Origin of the sequence: Paenarthrobacter sp. R1, from assembly GCF_030264015.1 — a bacterium.
In the GTDB taxonomy this organism is placed as follows: Bacteria; Actinomycetota; Actinomycetes; order Actinomycetales; family Micrococcaceae; genus Arthrobacter; species Arthrobacter ureafaciens.
In genome coordinates, this window is sequence record NZ_CP127115.1 from 44,244 (window position 1) to 62,211 (window position 17,968).

The following is a 17,968-nucleotide window of genomic DNA, read 5'->3' on the forward strand; positions in this document are numbered from 1 at the left end:
GGATAGGCTACTCATAGTTCCAATAAAGGAGACATTTCGCGTGGAGCCCCAAACCCCCGGCCCGCAACGCAGGGATTCCCAAACCACCATCCGGACCGCCCTGGTACCCGCATCCCGACTCCACGGTTGGGTGGAACGCTTTTCCGCCAGCCACGGCCAGGTGGAGGAAGATTTCGACGACGACGGCCTCCTTCTGCGCGCAGCCGATGGAGCCGAGGCGTTGCTCAGGGCCCCGTGGCCGGTGGACGGACGCCCGGGCCGCGGCGCCACGGACCTCGATCGGCTGGCGGCTTTGGCCAGCCAGGAACGCGGGCTCGGGATTGTGCTTATCCGGCGGGGCGGTTTCGCCGTCGCCGCGGCATCGGGGTCACGGATCCTCGCGTCAAAAAGCGGTAACCGCTATGTGCAGTCACGCACGTCTGCCGGCGGACAGTCCCAGCAACGCTTTGCCCGTCGCCGGTCCAACCAGGCAGATGCCCTGGTTGAAGCGGCAGCACTCCACATCGGCGCGATCTTCGCAGCCCACCGCATCGACTACATCGTCCCGGGGGGCGACAAGACCCTGGTGGACCAGGTCCTGAATCAAGGGCCGGCCAAGCCATTCGCCACCAGGACGCGCCTTGCCCTGCTGGACGTGCAGGAACCCAAGACCGCTGTTCTGGCGAAGGCGGCCACCGATGCCTGCTCGATACGGATCACCGTAACTGATCCCCCGCGTTAGCCCACTCAGCAACCGCCGGGAGCGCGCCGCAAGGGTGCCTGACGGTAAAGATAGCTGCCTTGCCGGAGAAAGCCCGCCGTTTCGTAGAGGCGCCTGGCGCCTGCATTTACCGACGTCACCAGGAGCCAAAACCCGTCCAGGCCCAGCCGGGTCCCCTCCTCGAGCAAAGCGGCAAGCACTAGGGAGCCAAAACCTTGCCTGCGCCGGCCCGCCGCCGTGGCCATGCAGTAGATACCGCCCCGACCGCCAACCAAGGCAAGGCGTCCGACGGCGGCCGGGTTGCCGTCGTCGTCCCTCGCCAAAGCGTAAATGGACGGGCAACCGGAAAGGATTTCCCGGGCAACGGCGAGTTCCCGTTCCCCGCCCCGGCCATCCACGGCCCACCACAGCCGAAGCCAATCCTCCGTCGGTACCCCGGACAACTCTACGCCGGGCCGGGCCGGACCTTGCTGGGCCGGACTTTGCGGCACCGGGGCCAAGGGCTCCGCACCCCGGACCATGATCAGCGTTTCCGATTGCCGCGTAAACCGCTGCGTATCCAGGACGTCGTGAAGGGCTTCGCTGCGGGCGTCATCGAAGGTCTGGAGGATCAACGGGAGCTTTCGCCGCCGATACCAGTCGGCGGCGCTGCGGAGCGCGTCCGCGACCTCCCCGGTATGGGCGACTGCACCGCGGGGCCACACGGAGTTGGCCCGCTGGGTCACCCCTTCCGATGCCCGCAGGATCCACGGCCCTGCTTCGGCATGTTCCAAAGCCGGCCACGCCGCATCCATGAGTTCTTCCAGGGACTCCTGGTCTATTGGCTCTCCGGCCTTGAGCATGGTGGCCCGCTCTTCCTGGTTACTGTCTGTCTGGTGGGGTCCGCCTGGTTACGGTCTGCCTGATGAGGGTGGCGGAAATGCCGCAGGCCCCCTGCACGTGACAGGGGGCCTGCGGAGTCGTCCGGGCTTTTGCTTACTCGGACGGGGTAGCCGGCTTGGAAACGGGCTTGGCTTCGGGCTTGAAGTCCACGCCGGCTTCCTTGCGCTGCTGCGGGGTGATCGGTGCCGGAGCCGCCGTCAGGGGGTCGAAGCCGTTGCCGGTCTTGGGGAAGGCGATGACGTCGCGGATCGACTCCACGCCAGCCAGCAAGGCCACGACGCGGTCCCAGCCGAAGGCGATTCCACCATGCGGAGGCGCTCCGTACTTGAAGCCTTCCAGCAGGAAGCCGAACTTGGTTTCAGCGTCTTCCTTGTCCAGTCCCATGAGCTGGAAGACCCTCTCCTGGACTTCACGCTCGTGGATACGGATGGAACCGCCGCCGATCTCGTTGCCGTTGCACACGATGTCGTATGCGTAGGACAAGGCCGACTCGGGGTCCTTATCGAAGGTCTCCAGGAACTCCGGCTTCGGCGAGGTAAAGGCGTGGTGGACCGCAGTCCACTGACCGGCTCCCACGGCTACATCACCGGAAGCGACAGCGGCCGCGGCCGGTTCGAACATCGGAGCGTCCACGATCCACACGAAAGCCCAATCGTTCGGATCGATCAGGCCGGTGCGGTGACCGATCTCCACGCGCGCGGCACCCAGCAGCGACCGTGAAGCGCCCTTCTCGCCGGCAGCGAAGAAGATGCAGTCGCCGGGCTTGGCACCGACGGCGTCCGCCAGTCCGGCGCGTTCCTGCTCCGTGAGGTTCTTGGCGACGGGACCTGCAAGCTCACCGTCTTCCTTGTACAGGACGTAGGCCAGTCCCTTGGCGCCGCGCTGCTTGGCCCATTCCTGCCAGGCGTCCAGGGCACGGCGGGCCTGGGAAGCACCGCCGGGCATGACCACGGCGCCAACGTAAGGGGCCTTGAACACGCCGAAGTTGGTGTCCTTGAAGAACTCGGTCAGCTCTGTCAGCTCCAGGCCGAAACGAAGGTCCGGCTTGTCGGAGCCGTACTTGGCCATGGCGTCCAGATAGGTCATGCGGCGGATGGGCGTGGGAACCTCGACGTCGATCAGCTGCCACAGCGACTTAACGATCGCTTCGCCCAGGGCAATGATGTCGTCCTGGTCGACGAAGCTGGCTTCGATGTCCAGCTGCGTGAACTCAGGCTGACGGTCGGCACGGAAATCTTCATCGCGGTAGCAACGCGCGATCTGGTAGTACTTCTCGAAACCGCCGACCTGGAGGAGCTGCTTGAACAGCTGCGGGGACTGCGGCAGCGCGTACCAGGATCCGGGAGCCAGGCGTGCCGGCACCACGAAGTCGCGCGCACCTTCAGGCGTCGAACGCGTCAGGGTGGGCGTCTCGATTTCAACGTAGCCCTGTTCGTGGAGGATTCCGCGGGCCACTCGGTTGGCCTCGGAACGCAGCCGCAGGTTGCGGGCGGGACCGGGACGGCGGAGGTCCAGGTAACGGTGCTTCAGGCGGGCTTCTTCACCGACCTCCACGTGCTCGTCAATCTGGAACGGCAAGGGATCGGAGGTGTTAAGAATCACCACCTTGTCCGCGATGACTTCGATCACTCCCGTGGCCAGCGCAGGGTTCTCATTGCCCTCCGGACGCTTGCTGACGGTACCCGTCACCTGCAGGACGTATTCGTTCCGGAGCCCGTGGAACACTTCTTCCTCGCGGACAACCACCTGGGCCACGCCGGACGCGTCACGGAGGTCGACGAATGCAACACCACCGTGATCACGGCGGCGGCCCACCCAGCCGGCCAGGGTAACGGTTTGTCCAATGTGCTCGGAACGAAGTGATCCGAGGTCATGTGTGCGCAGCACAGCATTCCTTTCGCATGAATTTTTGATGGATGTCCGCAAAGACAATCCCGTCCGAGTTTACCCGCCCCCGGCAGCGCTGCTCCCTGAGGGACGTCAGAGGGAAATCAGGCGGTAACCACCCGAACGTACAAATCTTCTTCCGACGGCGTCCAGGTCGCAGGGTCCGCGTCCACCTGCTCGCCCGAACGGATGTCCTTGACTTGGTGCTTGCCGTCGTCGTCGGTGAACCACACAAAGGGAATGCCGCGGCGGTCGGCAAACTTGATTTGCTTTCCGAATTTCTCTGCCTTGGCAGCCACCTCGGTGGCGATGCCGCGGCTGCGCAGCTGGGCTGCCACATCCTGGGCAGCGGACCAGCTGTCATCGTGGTTCAGAGCCACCAGGACTGCCGTGGGCACCGATCGCGAGGCCGTGGCCAGCTCCTGGCTCAGGATCCGGGAGACGAGGCGGGTAACACCAATGGAGAGTCCGACGCCGGGGAACTTCCGGTTGCCTTTGCTGGCGAGGGCATCGTACCGGCCGCCCGAACAGATGGACCCCAGCTGCTCGTGTCCTACAAGGACCGTCTCCACTACTGTCCCGGTGTAGTAATCCAGCCCGCGGGCAATGCTGAGGTCCGCCGCGACCTTCCCGGGAGCGCGCTGAATCGCCGCTTCGATCACTTGCTCCAGCTCATTGAGGCCCTCATCGAGCAGCTCATCGTTGACGCCCAATGCGCGTACCTGCTCGACGAACGAGGTGTCCTCGGTCCGGATGGTGGCGAGTTGCAGGGCGAGGCCGGCTTGTTCGTCCGTGGCGCCGAGCTCGCTCTTGAGCAACCCGGCCACCTTCTCGGCCCCGATTTTCTCGAGCTTGTCGATGCTTCGCAGGACACCGGCAGTATCCGTCAATCCGATGCCGCGGTAGAAACCTTCGGCCAGCTTCCGGTTGTTGATCCGCAGCCGGAAATCCGGGATGGGCAGGGCGCTCAGCGCCTCTGCGATCACCAGTGCGATTTCGACGTCGTAGCGGAACGGCAGCTCGCCGTCTCCCACGACGTCGATGTCGGCCTGGGTGAACTCGCGGGCACGGCCTTCCTGCGGCCGTTCCCCCCGCCAGACTTTTTGGATCTGGTAACGGCGGAACGGGAACGCCAAGTAGCCGGCATTTTCCACCACGTAGCGTGCAAAGGGAACGGTCAGGTCAAAGTGCAGTGCCAAGGCGTTCGGATCAGTCTTGCCTGTTTTTGCATTCTCTTCGTCGTCGTCCTGCAGACGGCTCAGGCCGTAGACTTCCTTGTCGATCTCTCCCTTGCGCAGCAGCTGCCCCACCGTCTCCACCGCACGGGTCTCAATGGAGGAGAACCCATGCAGCTCGAAGGTCTTGCGCAGCGTATCGAGCACATGCAACTCCACCAACCGTTCCTGGGGAAGCCACTCGGGGAATCCGGACAGGGAGGCGGTACGTGCCATGGTGGAAGAGTCTCCTCGAAGAAGGCTGACCGCGGGAAGCCCGCGCCACTGCAATTAAGATGCATTCAGCGTTTATTGGGCAGGAGTCCGGACGGTCATGCATAAACTATGTGCGGCAGCCAGTTTATGCTCTCCCCGCGCGCAGTTCTAATGCAGCACGCCCGGGTGCATGACTGCCGTTGACGTGGACACCATCAGGAGGACTCTTGGCAACAAGATCGCGGGACGACCGCGAAGCCCGGCGACGCATCCGGCAAATGGAGGCCAAGCGTGCCCTGCGGCAGCAACAGACCAAAAGGCGCAGGCGGGACAACATCGTGGCGGTGGGCGCCGGAGCCTCGGCTTTGGTCCTGGCGGCGGTGCTCCAATTAACGGTCTTCAGTTCCAACCCCACCGAGGCAGAGTACGCCGCGGCCCAGGCCGGACTCAGTTCGCCGTCCGCATCACCGCAGGCGTCCAACAGCGCCGATGTTCCGGCTGCGGATACTGCTGCGGGCAAGACCTTCACTGGCGAGCTTGCCCTGAACGGTGGGGTACTTGGCGTCCGGATCGACGGAACAACCGCCCCGCAGGCCGCGGCCGTCATCAAGTCCCTGAGCGACTCGGGCTACTACGACGGCACCTTTTGCCACCGGCTGACAACCTCCGAAACCTTCGGCCTGCTGCAATGCGGCGCCAAGTCAGAAGACGGAGCGGACGACGCAAACTACAGATGGGGTCCGCTGGAAAACACCCCGTCAAGCAACACGTATCCCGCCGGAACCATCGCTGTAGCCCGAACCGGCAACAACGCTTACGGGAACGGGCACCAGTTCTTCATCGTCTACAAGGACACAACCATCCCGGCAGACTCGGCCGGGGGCTACACGGTGGTCGGCCAGGTCACCAGCGGCCTGGATGTCGTGTCCAAGATCGCTGCGGCGGGGCTGAAGGCAGATGCCACCAACAACGACGGCGCCCCTGTGGCACCTGTCACGATAGACTCGTTTTCACTGAAGTAACCAACTCCAGGCCCCGCCTGGGGTGCATTACCTGAGCAGTCCCTCCAAGCGAAAGACTTTTAGCGGTGACAGACAGTCAGAAATCCGACGAAACAGCAGCAGTAAGCAACCAGGAAGCCGTCGAGGCTGCCGAGCCAAAGGCCGGCGAAACCGCCGCCCCGGAGGCGGCACCCGCCGTCGAACCTTCCCCGGCAGCTGAACAGCCTGCTGCGCCCCGTCCGGCCCCGTCCCCCGCGGCTTTCGCTGCCCGCCCCAAGGCGCCCGCCGCCGTCGTGCCCGCCGCTCCTGCGGTTTCCGCGGCGTCCTTGGCTGAAGCGGCCAAATGGGGGCGCGCGGAAGGGGACGGCCACGTCTTCCTGACGCTGGACGGCGAGGAAATTCCCGTGGGCCAGTACCCGGGCGTCAGCCCCGACGAGGCCTTGGGCTACTTCGCCAGGAAGTTCGACGACGTCATTGCCCAGGTAGTCCTGCTGGAACACCGGGTGGCATCAAAGGCCCCGGCCACGGACATGCAGAAAACCGTCGCGCACCTGCGTGAGCAGCTGGCCGAACGCAACATGGTGGGTGACATCCGCTCCGCCGAGGCCCGTTTGGACACCCTCTCAGCGCAGATCGCTGAACTCGAACAGTCTGAGAAGGCCGCCCACGAGGCAGTGCGGGCCAACGAGCTCGCTGCACGCGAGGCGATTGTTGCAGAGGCCGAAGCGATTGCGGGGCAGGATCCGGCCCAGATCCAGTGGAAGACCTCCAGCGCACGCATGAACGAGTTGTTCGAGTCGTGGAAGACCGCACAAAAGAGCGGCGTCCGGCTCGGCCGTAGCAATGAGGATGCGCTCTGGAAGCGGTTCCGTTCCGCGCGCACGGTCTTCGACCGTCACCGTCGGGCCTACTTCTCCCAGCTGGACAGCAACAACTCCGCTGCCAAGGCCGCGAAGGAGGCCTTGATTGCCGAGGCCGAAGCGCTGTCTTCCTCAACTGACTGGGGCTATGCCGCAGGCGAGTACCGCCGGCTCATGGACCAGTGGAAGGCGACGCCTCGGGCCAGCCGTAAGGACGACGACGCTCTCTGGGGCCGTTTCCGCGCTGCGCAGGATGTCTTCTTCAGCAACCGGCAGGCCGCCAACGAGCAAATCGACCAGGAGTACACCGCCAACCTCGCCGTCAAGGAACAGCTGGTTGCCGAGGCCCAGGCCCTCCTTCCCATCAATGACCTCAACCTGGCCAAGAAGGCGCTCCAGTCCATCCGTGACCGTTGGGAGGAGGCCGGCAAGGTTCCGCGCGCCGACATGGGCCGCATCGAAGCCGGACTCCGCAAGGTTGAAGATGCCGTGCGTGAAGCCGAAGAGGAAAAGTGGCGCCGCAGCAATCCTGAAACGAAGGCGCGCACCAACAGCGCCCTGAGCCAACTGGAGTCGGCCATCGCCAACCTGAAGGACGATCTGGAAAAGGCAGAAATAGCCGGAGACCAGCGTCGCATCAAGGAAGCGCGGGAAGCCCTTGACGCCCGTCAGTCCTGGCTGGACCAGATCCAGCGGTCCGCGAGCGACCTCGCGTAGGCAGACTTACCGCGTGGCTGCAGGCCCCGGTTTGGTTATCCACATAACCGAACCGGGGCCTGTGCGCATTTAAGGGCTGCGGGAAATGATCAGAGCATGCACTCCTTCGATCCCGCCGCGCACCTGCAGGAGCCCGCCCTCCAAGAGTTGTACTCCCCCAGCCGGATATTCACGTGGCCGGAGCTTCAAAGCATGGCACTGGACGGGATCCTGCGCCCGCTCTACGGAAAGAGTTACGCAGCCCCTGGAGTGGCAACAACCCCGAGGCTGCGCGCACGTGCGGCGGCCCTCACAGTTCCCGCCAGGATGCGCACCAAGGTCGTGGCGGGGCGCCTGACAGCAGCCTGGATCTACGGTTGCGCGGCTCCTCCGGAGCGGCTGTCACTCCTGGTCGACGCGAAGCACCGTATCTCAAGTCTCCGCGGCGCCCGGGACTGCAGCCTCCACGAAGTCAGGCTGGGCCAAATGGACGTCGTGAGCCTCGGCGGCATGCTCGTCAGCAGTCCCTTGCGGACGGCAGCGGACATCGCACTGCATATCGAGGAAGAACGGGCACTGCCGGCCTTGTTCTCGCTGCTGGCACGTCCGGACCTGGGCGTTCGCCTGCGGTTACTCACACTGGCCGTCGAGGCCGCACCGCGCGTTCCCCACAAGAAACGGGCCTTGACGACACTCGCCGCGCTGGCTGAACGCTAGGTGCGGCGACGGTTGCCGGTAGTTCTGTACACGTCGAACACACCGTCAATGCGACGAACAGCGCTTAGGACATGGTGGAGATACTTCGGATCCCCCATCTCGAAGGCAAACTTCGAGATGGCTACCCTGTCGCTGGACGTATGCACCGAAGCAGCCAGGATGTTTACGTGGTTTTCCGAAAGTACACGGGTGACGTCGGAGAGGAGCGACTTCCGGTCCAATGCCTCGACCTGGATCTCCACGAGGAACACGCTCGACTGCGTCGGCGCCCACTCGACCTCGACGATCCTGTCCGGCTGGTCCCGGAGCCCGGAAACGTTGGTGCAGTCCGTCCGGTGGACAGAGACTCCCGAACCACGCGTCACGAAGCCAAGGATCGGATCCGGCGGCACCGGAGTGCAACACCGGGCGAGTTTCACCCAGACATCCCCGACCCCACGCACGATCACACCTGAATCGGAGAACTTGGACTTGGCCACCTGGGTGGGGATGCTGACCTCGTCAAGGTCCTCGTCCGGCGTCTCTTGGCCGCCCAGGTGCTCGACGAGTTTCTCCATGACCGACTGGGCGGACGTGTGTCCGTCGCCCACGCCCGCGTAGAGCCCGGAGATATCGACGTAGTGGAACTCCTCGGCCACAGCAGACAGCGCGTCGTGGGTCATGAGCCGCTGCAAGGGAAGGTTTTGCTTCCGCATGGCCCGCGTCAGCATGTCCTTGCCGCGGTCAATTGCTTCCTCGCGGCGTTCCTTGGTGAACCACTGGCGGATTTTGTTGCGGGCACGGGCCGATTTGACGAAGTGCTGCCAGTCCTGGCTGGGACCTGCACCTTCGGCCTTGGAGGTGAAGATTTCGACCCAGTCGCCGTGGTTCAGTTCGCTGTTAAGCGGAACGAGCTTGCCGTTAACGCGGGCACCAATGGTCCTGTGGCCCACTTCCGTGTGCACGGCATAGGCGAAGTCAACGGGAGTAGAGCCTGCGGGCAAAGCCATGACTTCACCCTTGGGGGTAAAGACGAACACCTCACGGGCGTTGATCTCGTACCGCAAAGAGTCCAGGAACTCGCCCGGATCCGATGTTTCCTGCTGCCAGTCCACCAGCGACCTCAGCCAGCCCATGTCTCCGTCCCGGGGGCTGCCGGGGCCGACAGCGGTACGGTTGGGCTGATCCTTGTACTTCCAGTGCGCGGCCACACCGTATTCGGCCCTGCGATGCATCTCATGCGTACGGATCTGGATCTCCACCGGTTTGCCGCCCGGACCGATCACGGTGGTGTGCAGGGACTGGTACATGTTGAACTTCGGCATGGCGATGTAGTCCTTGAAACGCCCGGGCAAGGGGTTCCACCGCGAATGCAGTGTGCCCAGCGCGGCGTAACAGTCGCGGACCGAATCAACCAGCACGCGCACGCCCATGAGGTCGTTGATGTCGTCGAAGTCCTTATCCCGGACGATCATCTTTTGGTAGATCGAGTAGTAGTGCTTGGGACGGCCGGTAATGGTGGCCTTGATGCGCGCCGTCCGAAGATCGTCGGCGATCTGGTTGCGGATGACGCTGAGGCTCTTCTCCCGCTCGGGGGTCCTGTCCCCCACCATCCGGACGATTTCCTCGTACACCTTGGGATACAGGGCTGCAAAGGAGAGATCCTCGAGCTCCCACTTGATGGTGTTCATGCCAAGGCGGTGCGCCAGCGGGGCAAAGATTTCCAGGGTCTCCCGAGCCTTGCGGGAGGAAGATTCCGCAGAGACGAAACGCCACGTCCTGGCGTTATGCAGACGGTCCGCGAGCTTGATCATGAGGACCCGGATGTCCTTGGCCATGGCCACGACCATTTTGCGGACGGTCTCGGACTGGGCAGCCTCACCGAAGCTGACCTTGTCCAGCTTGGTCACCCCGTCCACGAGCATGGCCACTTCGGGCCCGAAGTCACGGGTCAGGTCTGCCAGCGTGTACGGCGTATCCTCCACGGTGTCGTGGAGCAGCGCCGCAGCCAAGGTGGTGCCGGTCATGCCCAGTTCGGCCAGGATCGTGGCGACGGCGACGGGATGGGTGATGTAGGGGTCGCCGCTCTTGCGCTTCTGCCCCTGGTGGCTCTGCTCGGCCACTGCGAAGGCGCGCTGGATGAGGTCGAAATCCTCTTTGGGGTTGTTGGCCCTGACAGTGCGGAGGAGCGGCTCCAGGATGGGCGAATACGGAGCTACCCCACGTCCGGTAAGCCGGGCAAGCCGCGAACGGGTCCTTTCCCGCCGTCCGGGGAAGGTTGGACGCGCCCCCGGGGCGTCAACCGGCACAGCAGCAGACCGCCCAGCCACGCTTGTTGCTGGAACCGCCACACCGCTGTGACCGTCTTCTCCGCCCGCCGGTGGTGCCGACGTCGCACGCTCTTCCACAGAAGTACCCCTCACGACCGATTTAATTCTTCCAGTCTATTCCCGCCAACGAATGCTTCCGCAACCGCGACGCACATGACGCGAACAGCGGCAAGTCAAAGAGCCGGCCCCTGCATCCTGGCAGGGGCCGGCTCTTTCCGTTGTTCAAGCGCCTTCGTCAGGCAGCGGCTTCAGCCCTCCGGTGGGCCACCTTCTTCGCCTGCTTCACGAGTTCCGGTTCGCCCTGGCGGAGCCAGGCGTACAGCGGAGCGGCAATGAAGATGGTGGCTGCGGTACCGATGAGGATCCCGACGAACAGCGCCAGGGACAGGTCGCGGAGGGTTCCGGCCCCCAGGAGTCCGGCACCAATGAAGAGGATCGCTGCCACGGGGAGGACAGCAACCATCATGGTGTTGATCGAGCGCACCAAGGTCTGGTTGACCGCGAGGTTCACCTCTTCGCCGAACGTCCGGCGGGTGGAAGTGGAAATGTCCGAGGTGTTCTCCCGGATCTTGTCGAAGACCACCACGGTGTCGTACAGCGAATAGCTAAGGACCGTCAGGAAGCCAATGATGGCCGACGGGGTTACTTCAAAATCACTCAGGGCGTACACACCCGCCGTGACGAACATCGTCACCAGCATGCCCACCAGGGCGGACAGGGACATCTTCCACGTCCTGAAGTACAGCGCCATGAGGACAGCAGCCAGGCCGACGAACACCACCAGGCCGATCAATGCCTGCCGGGTCACGTCCTGGCCCCACGTGGGGCCGACGAAGTTGGATGTCACTTCGTTGTCGGTGACCCCGTAGGCGCTGGTGAGGCCTTCCTTGATGCGGTTGGTCTCATCATCGGTCAACTGGTCCGTCTGGATTCGCATGGTGTTGCCGGCAACGTTGGCAACGCGCGGCACGGCACCGGGAACGACGTCGTGGACCGCTTTCTCTCCGAGTCCGGCATCCGTGGTGGACACATTGGACACGGTGAACTCAGAACCGCCGCGGAACTCGATGCCCAGGTTGAAGCCGCCCTTGAGCACCGGGATGAGGATGGACAACGCCACTGCCACGGCAGCGATGATGAACCAGATCTTCTTCGAGTCCACAAAATTGTAGGACCGCTTGCCCGTGTAGAGCTCATAGCCGAAGGTCGCGAAGCTGGTAGTCATTACTTCTCCTCGCTGGTGGCGTTGGATGACTTGTTGCCGTTGGACGAGCCGGTGAGCTGCCCCTTCTCGGCAAGGCGTCGTTCGGCGATGGTCATGCGCCGTTCGGCTTCCGCCACGGCACCGGCGTTGCGGGGCCTGACGTTGGCGGGCTTCTCCTCGGCTGTCCGGATCCGGCCGGCACCCCGGTACAACGGCACCGCTCCAAGGCGGTCAGGAGACAGTCCGGAGAAGCGGTGGCCTTCTCCGAAGAACTTGGTGCGGGCCAGGACCTGCAGCATGGGGTGGGTGAACATGAACACGACGATGAGGTCGGCCACAGCGGTCAGGCCCAGCGTGAAGGCAAAGCCACGGACGTTACCGACGGCGACGAAGTACAGCACCACGGCTGCAAGGAGGTTGACTGCCTTGGAGGCCAGAACGGTGCGCTTGGCGCGCTTCCAGCCGTTCTCGACGGCGGACACCAGGCCCCTGCCTTCGCGCAGCTCGTCACGGATACGTTCGAAGTACACGATGAAGGAGTCCGCAGTCTGGCCAATGGCCACAATGAGGCCCGCGACACCGGCCAGGGACAAACGGTAGTTTTCGGTCCAGCCGAGGATGGCGATCGCGAGGTAGGTCAGCGCGCCGGCGACTACGAGGGAAGCGATGGTGACGAGCCCAAGTGCGCGGTACTGGAAGAGCGAGTAGACCACCACGAGCACGAGTCCGATGATGCCGGCCAGGAGACCCAGGCGCAGCTGGTCGCCACCCAGGGTTGCGGAAATCTGTTCCTGTGATTGGATCTCAAAGGAGATCGGCAGCGCGCCGTAGCGGAGCTGCTCGGAAAGCGCCTTGGCGGATGCTTGCGTGAAGTTGCCCGTGATCTGCGGCTTGCCGTCCGTGATGACAGCCAGTGCGCGAGGGGCGGAAATGACCTGGTCGTCCAGGACAATGGCGAACTGTGCCTTGGGATCGTTGCCACCCTGTGCCAGGGACGCGTTGTAGAACTGGTTGAGCCGTTCGGTAACCTTCTTGAACTTCTCCGTAGCGTCGCCGTTGAACTCGATGTTGACGCCCCAGGAGTTGGTGACGGAACCCTGTGCTCCTTGGACCTGGGAGAAGGAAGAATCGGCAATGTCCTGGCCCTTGACCTCTACGGGACCGAGGATGTACTTGATGGCGGGGGTCTTGTCCGTAGCAAGTTCGCACGTCACCAGTGGCTTGGCCGGGTCGGAACGCTCGCGCTTCTCCGCAGCCGGATTGACGCAATCCAGGGCCTCGAATTCCTTTTGGACTTCCGGAGTGACCCAGTTGGTGTCGCTGGCGTTCGTCGGCTCGGCCGTGGGCTTGTTCAGCTGGTCATCGGGCGTGCGCGACTCGGCAGGAATTGCCGCCGGGTCAGCTGCGGCAATCACGGGGCGGAAGTTCATGTCCGCCGAAGCTTGAATGAGGTCGCGGGTTTCCTTCGACGGTGTTCCCGGAAGGCTGACCACCACGTTGCGGCCGGACTGCGTGCTGATCTCGGCTTCTGCTACGCCGGAACCATCAACGCGCTGGCGAATGATCGCCACGGCCTGGTTGAGCTGTTCTTCGTTGATCTCGCTGGAGCCCTCGACGCGTGGCGCCAGGATCATCTGGGTTCCGCCCTCAAGGTCCAGCGCAAGCTTGGGAGCCCACGTGGCGTTGCCGGTGATGACACCCCCGGCCAGAACTGCGGTTAGTACGACGAATATTGCTCCAAGCCAAGTCAGCACTCTGCGCGCTGAATTCCTAGGGCCGGTCCGTGCCATTATCGATCTTCCTGTTATCGCCGGACAGCCGCCGGCCGACGCCGGTGGGCGTCCGCCGGCGGCTCTCCGCTGCCGTAGAAGTTATCTTGCGCGGTGGTACCGCGGCTGACAGTGCTAGTTGTCCTTCTTGTCCTCTTTGTTGAGGCGCGCAATGGTTTCCTCGGGAGTCTCCGGAGCAGCCGGGGCCTCCGTGCCGGTTACGGTGAGCGAGGACGCATCATCCGGAACAACCGGGGTTTCCTCTGCCGGCTGGTCGATGACCTTGGTTACTGCCTGGCGGTGCACCGTGGCTTCGTTGCCCGGGGAAAGCTCCAAAACTACCTTGTTCTCGGCCTCGTCGATGGAGACAATGCGGCCGAACAGGCCAAAGCTGGTCATGACGTCAACGCCCGGAGCAAACTTCGACTGCATTTCAGCCTGCTGCTGCTGGGTCTTCTTGTTGCGGCGGAACATCATGAAGACAAAGAGTCCCAGCATGACGAAGAGCAATATGGTCATTGGATCCACAGGGAAGTTCCGTTCTGTACTTACGTTTGCGTTCACGGCAGCGTCCTGTGCCGAGCGTCATACCAGTCTAGTGGGAAATTCCGGGTGCAGCGTGTTAACCGATGCTGTCTACGCTCTCAGCGTGGTTTTCATCCTCTTCGAACAAGGGAAAGGCTTCCTGGCCAAACACCCCGGCAGGGACGGCATACCCCAGGTGGGTCCAGGCTGACGCCATGGCGATCCGGCCCCGCGGCGTGCGTCCCATCAGGCCTTCACGGACCAGGTACGGCTCTGCCACGGTCTCCACTGTCTCCGGCTCTTCGCCGACGGCGATGGCCAGCGTGGAAAGACCCACCGGGCCACCGTTGAACTTGGTGATCAGGGCCTCCAGGACAGCGCGGTCCAGGCGGTCGAGCCCGCGGGCGTCTACCTCGTACATATCCAGGGCTGCGGCGGCTGACCGCGCGTCGATCTGCTCGATGCCGTGTACCAGGGCCCAGTCGCGGACACGGCGAAGCAAGCGGTTGGCGATACGCGGCGTGCCGCGTGAACGGCCCGCAATCTCCGTAAAGCCGGCCGAATTGACCTTCAGGTCCAACAGGCCTGCGGAACGGCGGAGGACGAGTTCAAGTTCTTCGACCGAATAGAACTCCAAGTGGCCCGTGAAGCCGAAGCGGTCCCTCAGGGGCCCGGGAAGGAGCCCGGCACGGGTTGTGGCACCAACCAAGGTGAACGGCGGGAGCTCCAGTGGAATGGCGGTGGCTCCGGCGCCCTTGCCCACCACGATGTCCACGCGGAAGTCTTCCATGGCCATGTACAGCATTTCTTCGGCGGGCCGGGACATGCGGTGGATTTCGTCCAGGAACAGGACTTCGCCCTCCGACAAGGAGGAGAGGATGGCAGCCAAATCCCCGGCGTGCTGGATGGCCGGGCCACTGCTGATCCGCAGGGGAGCATTCATCTCGGCAGCGATGATCATGGCAAGGGTGGTCTTGCCGAGTCCCGGAGGCCCTGACAAAAGAACGTGGTCGGCGCTCCGATCACGCATGCGTGAGGCTTCCAGGACCAGCGAAAGCTGCTTCCGGACCCTGTGCTGGCCCACGAAGTCGTGAAGGTTTTTGGGCCGGAGGGCGGCCTCGATGACACGCTCTTCCGGTTCCTCGCCCCCGGCGACCAGGGATTGCTCAGCCACGGCTGCCTACGCGGTTGCCCGCACGGGCCCCGTCCTGGCCCAGCCAGCGAAGGGTCGCGCGAAGGATCTGGGCGACGTTGCCCGAGTCCACGAGCTCGGGTGAGTCGGCCATGGCTTTGTCGATGCTGCCCGTAGCGTCTTTTTCCGACCATCCCAGGCTGGTCATGGCCGCAACTACCTGTGGCTTCCACTCAGCGGTTACCGGTGCGGCAGGGGCGCTGGCGGTGCCTGTGCCATGGGGAACCAGCTTGCCTGCCAACTCCAGGACGATCCGGCCAGCGACCTTCGGCCCGATGCCCGGGACCTTGGTGAACGCCTTGCCGTCTCCGGTGTGCGCGGCCACGCGGATGGCCTCCGGCTCATGGACGGCAAGGACGGCCAACGCCAGCCGCGGCCCTACTCCGCTGACGCTGAGAAGGACATCGAAGACCTCACGTTCGTCGTCATCGGCAAAGCCAAACAGCGTCAGCGAATCCTCACGGACGATCATGGACGTAAAGAGCTTGGCTTCATCGCCGGGCTTCAGGTGGCTCAGCGTCTGTGGTGTGGCGTGGACGCTCATGCCTGCACCGTTGAGGTCGATCACTGCCGTCGACAACCCGACGTGGGCAACCGTGCCACGAAGAAAACTGATCAAGACCGGGCTCCTGTAACTATCCGAACATATCTACGAATACCCTAGCAAGCGCAGCCGGCATTCAGCGCGCGCGCCGCGCCTTCGCTTCAGCTTCTGCCCATGCTTTCTGGGCTGGCGTCAGGGCAGAGCTGCCCTTTGCACCGGGAGCTCCCGTCCCGTTTCCCGCCCGCCAGGCGTGGGTGAGCGCCAAGGCGAGGGCGTCGGCGGCATCGGCCGGCTTGGGCGGGGCGTCCAGGCGAAGGATCTTGGTGACCAGCTTGGTGACGGCGTCCTTGTTGGCACTTCCGCTGCCCGTGACCGCCGCCTTGACTTCGGATGGCGTGTGCAGTGCCACCGGTATGTCCCGCCGGGCGGCAGCCGCAATCACCACTCCCGACGCCTGCGCCACGCCCATGACGGTACTGACGTTCATTTGGGAGAAGACGCGCTCCACGGCCACCACATCGGGTTGATGAAGGTCCAGCCACTCATCGATTGCCTGGGCGATGACCAGCAGGCGCCTGTCCAGGGTGAGTTCCGCCGAGGTACCGACGACGCCGACAGCCACCATGGTTGCGCGGCGGTTCCGTTCGATATCCACGACGCCGATCCCGCAACGGGTAAGGCCCGGATCGACTCCCAATACGCGAAGAGTCAAATCCGGGCCTTTCTCAGTGAATGTAACGCCTCAGCGGATGTGAGGCTGCCGGCGTGAACGGCTGTTAGTCGGCGTCGAGGGCTGCTTGGACCTCGTCGCTGAAGTCGGCGTTGCTGTAGACGTTCTGGACATCGTCCAGGTCTTCCAACGCGTCCACCAGCTTCATGAACTTCTTGGCACCATCGACATCGAGGTCCACCTGCATGGACGGCACAAACTCTGCCTCATCCGACTCGTACTCGATTCCGGCCTCCTTCAGGGCATCGCGGATGGCCTGAAGGTCCGAAGGCTCGGAGTGGATTTCCCAGTTGTCGCCGCTGTCCTTGACCTCTTCGGCGCCGGCGTCGAGGACGGCCATAAGGATGTCGTCCTCGGACAATCCATTCTTGGGCAGGACGACGACACCCTTGCGGGTGAACAGGTAGCTCACGGATCCGGGATCGGCAATGGTGCCGCCGTTGCGCGAAATCGCCAACCGGACCTCGGAGGCTGCACGGTTCTTGTTGTCCGTCAAACATTCGATGAGCAACGCCGAACCCTGCGGACCGCGGGCTTCGTACATGATCTCGGTGTAGTCCACCACTTCACCGGTGAGGCCGGCGCCGCGCTTGATGGCGCGGTCGATGTTGTCGTTGGGCACCGAGGTCTTCTTGGCCTTGGTGACTGCCAGTTCCAGGCCAGGGTTGCCGGCGAGGTCCGGACCACCCATGCGGGCGGCAACTTCGATGTTCTTGATCAGTTTGGCGAACGACTTTGCACGGCGGGCGTCAATGACGGCTTTCTTGTGCTTGGTGGTCGCCCATTTGGAGTGGCCTGACATGCTTTACGCTTCTCCTCTGATCATTCGAATAAAGAGTTCATGCACGCGCTTCTCCCCTGTTACCTCCGGATGGAAGGAAGTGGCCAGCAAACGGCCGGAGCGCACTGCAACAATTCTAGCCATCCCGTGCAGGGTGGCCGTGTGGCTGGCGTGGTCGGGATCCACCTGCGCCAGGATCTCAACGTCCGGACCAACCCGTTCCACCCACGGTCCGCGGATGAATACCGCGTGCACCGGGTCCACGCCGGACTCGCCGGCACTGAAATCAAGGCCCTTGAAGTCCAGGTCCGTCTCAAATGATTCCCGTTGGCGCCCAAAGGCGTTGCGGCGGACCGTGATGTCAAGCCCACCGAAGGTCTGCTGGGGGTTTCCGACCAAGTCTGTGGCGGGGTCCGCGATGTCGTTGGCGAGCAGGATCATGCCTGCACACGAACCGTAGACGGGAAGTCCGTCGGCGATCCGTTGGCGCAAGGGATCAGCTACGTCGAATATCCTGGCGAGCTTGTCGATTGCCGTTGACTCGCCGCCAGGGATGATCAGGCCGTCAATGTCATCGAGTTCCCCGGCCCTGCGGATCCCGACACCGGTGGCGCCTGCAGCTTCCACCGCGTGGATGTGCTCGCGGAAGTCGCCTTGGAGCGCCAGCACGCCGATCCGGAGTCCGGCACCAACGCGCGACGAAGCGTCGGAAAGGGTTTTGGTCATTGGACCATCATAGTG

16 protein-coding genes are annotated in these 17,968 nt (G+C 63.7%); 4 read left to right on the top strand and 12 right to left on the bottom strand.

What is annotated here, in order from left to right; translation table 11 throughout:
* Positions 1-40: 40 nt before the first annotated feature.
* A complete protein-coding gene (locus QN084_RS00205; RefSeq protein WP_259362191.1) occupies positions 41-721 on the top strand; it encodes an acVLRF1 family peptidyl-tRNA hydrolase in 681 nt (226 codons plus the stop codon).
* A 5-nt stretch (positions 722-726) separates the two neighbouring features.
* On the opposite strand, the gene QN084_RS00210 is transcribed toward QN084_RS00205, so the two are convergent.
* The 3 genes from QN084_RS00210 to hisS form a co-directional block, all read right to left on the bottom strand.
* Positions 727-1,542 carry a GNAT family N-acetyltransferase gene (locus QN084_RS00210; RefSeq protein ID WP_021470617.1) on the bottom strand — a complete coding sequence of 272 codons (816 nt, stop codon included), beginning with the start codon at positions 1,540-1,542 and terminating at the stop codon, positions 727-729.
* Positions 1,543-1,675: 133 nt separating this feature from the next.
* On the bottom strand, positions 1,676-3,469 hold the full coding sequence (gene aspS, locus QN084_RS00215) for an aspartate--tRNA ligase (RefSeq protein WP_069694562.1): 1,794 nt from the start codon (positions 3,467-3,469) through the stop codon (positions 1,676-1,678).
* A 104-nt stretch (positions 3,470-3,573) separates the two neighbouring features.
* Positions 3,574-4,920: a histidine--tRNA ligase gene (hisS, locus tag QN084_RS00220; protein ID WP_069694563.1), complete on the bottom strand. Its 1,347-nt coding sequence runs from the start codon at positions 4,918-4,920 to the stop codon at positions 3,574-3,576.
* Positions 4,921-5,126: 206 nt separating this feature from the next.
* Here hisS and QN084_RS00225 point away from each other — a divergent pair, with 206 nt between their 5' ends.
* From QN084_RS00225 to QN084_RS00235, 3 genes are all read left to right on the top strand, one after another.
* A complete protein-coding gene (locus QN084_RS00225; RefSeq protein WP_170828605.1) occupies positions 5,127-5,921 on the top strand; it encodes a peptidylprolyl isomerase in 795 nt (264 codons plus the stop codon).
* Between the two features lie 65 nt (positions 5,922-5,986).
* Complete coding sequence (locus QN084_RS00230; protein ID WP_062096936.1) at positions 5,987-7,477, top strand: DUF349 domain-containing protein; 1,491 nt, start codon at positions 5,987-5,989, stop codon at positions 7,475-7,477.
* 96 nt (positions 7,478-7,573) lie between these two features.
* Positions 7,574-8,173, top strand: coding sequence for a hypothetical protein (locus QN084_RS00235; RefSeq protein WP_062096937.1), 600 nt, complete (start codon positions 7,574-7,576; stop codon positions 8,171-8,173).
* Here the strand turns inward: QN084_RS00235 and QN084_RS00240 are convergent.
* From QN084_RS00240 to pdxT, 9 genes are all read right to left on the bottom strand, one after another.
* Positions 8,170-10,560 (bottom strand): RelA/SpoT family protein, encoded by a 2,391-nt coding sequence (locus tag QN084_RS00240; RefSeq protein ID WP_031215976.1) that lies wholly within the window; start codon positions 10,558-10,560, stop codon positions 8,170-8,172. The two genes, QN084_RS00235 and QN084_RS00240, sit on opposite strands and share 4 nt — an antisense overlap.
* A 157-nt stretch (positions 10,561-10,717) precedes the next feature.
* Positions 10,718-11,707, bottom strand: coding sequence for a protein translocase subunit SecF (gene secF / locus QN084_RS00245; RefSeq protein ID WP_021470624.1), 990 nt, complete (start codon positions 11,705-11,707; stop codon positions 10,718-10,720).
* Positions 11,707-13,476: a protein translocase subunit SecD gene (secD, locus tag QN084_RS00250; protein WP_069694564.1), complete on the bottom strand. Its 1,770-nt coding sequence runs from the start codon at positions 13,474-13,476 to the stop codon at positions 11,707-11,709. The genes secF and secD overlap by 1 nt, the downstream gene beginning before the upstream one ends.
* A gap of 114 nt (positions 13,477-13,590) precedes the next feature.
* Positions 13,591-13,974: a preprotein translocase subunit YajC gene (gene yajC, locus QN084_RS00255; RefSeq protein ID WP_021470626.1), complete on the bottom strand. Its 384-nt coding sequence runs from the start codon at positions 13,972-13,974 to the stop codon at positions 13,591-13,593.
* Positions 13,975-14,077: 103 nt separating this feature from the next.
* Positions 14,078-15,154, bottom strand: coding sequence for a Holliday junction branch migration DNA helicase RuvB (gene ruvB, locus QN084_RS00260; RefSeq protein ID WP_021470627.1), 1,077 nt, complete (start codon positions 15,152-15,154; stop codon positions 14,078-14,080).
* On the bottom strand, positions 15,147-15,791 hold the full coding sequence (gene ruvA, locus QN084_RS00265; protein WP_069694565.1) for a Holliday junction branch migration protein RuvA: 645 nt from the start codon (positions 15,789-15,791) through the stop codon (positions 15,147-15,149). The genes ruvB and ruvA overlap by 8 nt, the downstream gene beginning before the upstream one ends.
* Positions 15,792-15,852: 61 nt before the next feature.
* Positions 15,853-16,428 carry a crossover junction endodeoxyribonuclease RuvC gene (gene ruvC / locus QN084_RS00270; RefSeq protein WP_031215978.1) on the bottom strand — a complete coding sequence of 192 codons (576 nt, stop codon included), beginning with the start codon at positions 16,426-16,428 and terminating at the stop codon, positions 15,853-15,855.
* 64 nt (positions 16,429-16,492) lie between these two features.
* Positions 16,493-17,248, bottom strand: coding sequence for a YebC/PmpR family DNA-binding transcriptional regulator (locus QN084_RS00275; RefSeq protein ID WP_021470630.1), 756 nt, complete (start codon positions 17,246-17,248; stop codon positions 16,493-16,495).
* A 3-nt stretch (positions 17,249-17,251) separates the two neighbouring features.
* Positions 17,252-17,953, bottom strand: a complete 702-nt coding sequence (gene pdxT / locus QN084_RS00280; RefSeq protein ID WP_069694566.1) for a pyridoxal 5'-phosphate synthase glutaminase subunit PdxT — start codon at positions 17,951-17,953, stop codon at positions 17,252-17,254.
* Positions 17,954-17,968 lie beyond the last annotated feature (15 nt).